Annotated in this window: 2 protein-coding genes; both read left to right on the top strand. The window is 44.9% G+C overall.

What is annotated here, in order from left to right; all coding sequences use genetic code 11:
* Positions 1-67: 67 nt before the first annotated feature.
* The gene (locus tag AB1466_00315; GenBank protein ID MEW6188548.1) at positions 68-1,618 is read left to right on the top strand and encodes a hypothetical protein; all 1,551 of its coding nucleotides are present in this window, start codon (positions 68-70) and stop codon (positions 1,616-1,618) included.
* Positions 1,619-1,624: 6 nt separating this feature from the next.
* A complete protein-coding gene (locus AB1466_00310) occupies positions 1,625-1,993 on the top strand; it encodes a four helix bundle protein (GenBank protein MEW6188547.1) in 369 nt (122 codons plus the stop codon).
* Positions 1,994-2,062: the final 69 nt, after the last annotated feature.

Genomic DNA, 2,062 nt, shown 5'->3' with positions numbered 1-2,062 from the left:
AATAGGGATTAAGCAGGAGCTTAATTCTTAATCCTTACGGCTTAATCCTTGAAAAAGGGTGAAGGATTTGGCGGAAGAGGCAGCCGCTGAAGCAAGAGAAAAGCGAGAGTTAACTCCAGAGGAGAGAAGACGACGGAGAAAGAAGATCATATTATTAATTATTCTTCTCCTTCTTTTGGCTGCTCTCATTTTTGCCTTAGTTTATTATCTTTTAACCAGAGAAGTTCCCATTCCCAGAGTTGTTGCTCCCAAGGAGAGGGTAATTCCTCCCCCGAAATTTTTATTCCTCTTTGATGGAACCCCAAAGGCTCCCATGAAAAAGCCCGTTGGAGTCGCCGTTCACCCCAAGACAAAAAGGGTCTATGTTGCTGACACGTACAATAGTCGCATTTCCGTGTTTACCAGAAAGGGAACGTATCTTTTCTCCTTCAGCGATGTGGAGAAGGAAGGCAAGCTCAAGAAGCCTCTTTACATAGCCTTCGATAAGCGCGGCGATGTCTACGTCACCGATAGAAGGCTTGAGGGAATTTACATTTTCACCCCAAGGGGTGAATTCATAAGGAAATACATCCCCAATAACGATCCAAAATTTGACTGGCAACCCACGGCTTTAACCTTCGATCGAAAAGGCAATCTCTATGTGACCGACATTCAAAAGATACACAGAGTTTTGGTCTTCGACCCTTATGGACTTTTGAAGCTTGAATTTGGAACCACGGGAGAGGCTTTGAGGGAAGGGGAAAAACCGGGAGAATTCGCCTTCCCGAATGGCATCGTCGTGGATAAAACCGGCAAGATTTTCGTGGCTGATAGCAACAATCGACGGATACAGGTTTTCAGCCCCAAGGGCAAATTCTTGTATTTCATCACCACGGGAGGATTACCTCGCGGAATAGACATTGGTTACAAAAACCGCATCCATGTGGTCGATGTTATGGCTCACAATGTCCTTGTCTTCTCCCGAAAGGGGACACCCCTTTGTGCCTTCGGTGAGTTAGGGATAGAAATTGGGCAATTTTATTTCCCACAGAGTCTCGATACCATGGGACGCTGGATTTATGTGACGGACTATGGAAACAGTAGGGTTGAGGTATGGGCCTGGCCCATTGAGGTCGCCGTTCCCATCAAGCCACCACCCTTTAAATTCCCCTGGTGCTGTCTGCTTCCACTGTTGCTGTTGCCACTGTGGTGGTTGCTTAGAAGGAGGAAGTTCCCCACCCGCGAGGACTTCTTGGAGAAAATCGTGGAGAATCGCAAACTCGATTTGATACAAAGGAGGATAAGAAAGGTCTACGTGGTCAAAAGTACCTATGAGAGGTTCAAGGATTATCGGCAAGAGCTGCCTGCCCGTCCGGCAGGCGGGCCCGCTGGTGGGGGTGAAATCAAGATGGAGGATGTCTTAAGGATAGGGAAATATAATGTGGACGTGGCTAAGAGCTTTGAGGAACGCTTCAAACTCGATGAGGAGTCCGCAGCACTTCTGGCTATGGCGAGGGGAGGTCTGTTTAGATCTCGCATATTAGCGGAGCATGAGCTCCTCCGTGAAGCCGCCAAGGAGCTCGGAATCGAGCATCTCAACTACGAAGAATTCCTCGAGAAGTATGAGAAGAAGAAATAATGTCAAATGTCGAAGGACGAATGTCGAATGAGTTTTAAATTTGAAAATTTAGAAGTATGGAATGAAGCTATAAAATTCGCTAGGATGATTTATCAAGCAACGAAGAAATTTCCAAGAACGGAGCAAATAGGATTAATATCCCAGATGAGAAATGCAGTTATTTCCATCCCTTCGAATATCGCCGAGGGTACTGCGAGATATCATAATAAAGATTTCATAAGATACTTGAGAATAGCGCTGGGTTCGACATACGAAGTTGTCACTCAGTTGTACATTGCATTACAAGAAAACTATTTTGATGAAAGCAAGTTCAAGGTATTATACGAACAGGGGTCAAAGGTTGCAAATATGCTCAATGCTTTGATTAAAAAATAAATCAGGTCTGACGTCCGTCATACGACGTTAAGCATTCGACAAGTTTATGATATGCTAAAATATAAAAAA

Source organism: Actinomycetota bacterium (genome assembly GCA_040755895.1).
GTDB lineage: Bacteria > Actinomycetota > Aquicultoria > Subteraquimicrobiales > Subteraquimicrobiaceae > Subteraquimicrobium.
Note: the sequence above shows the minus strand (reverse complement) of the source record. Positions and strands in the feature narration are given on the sequence as shown.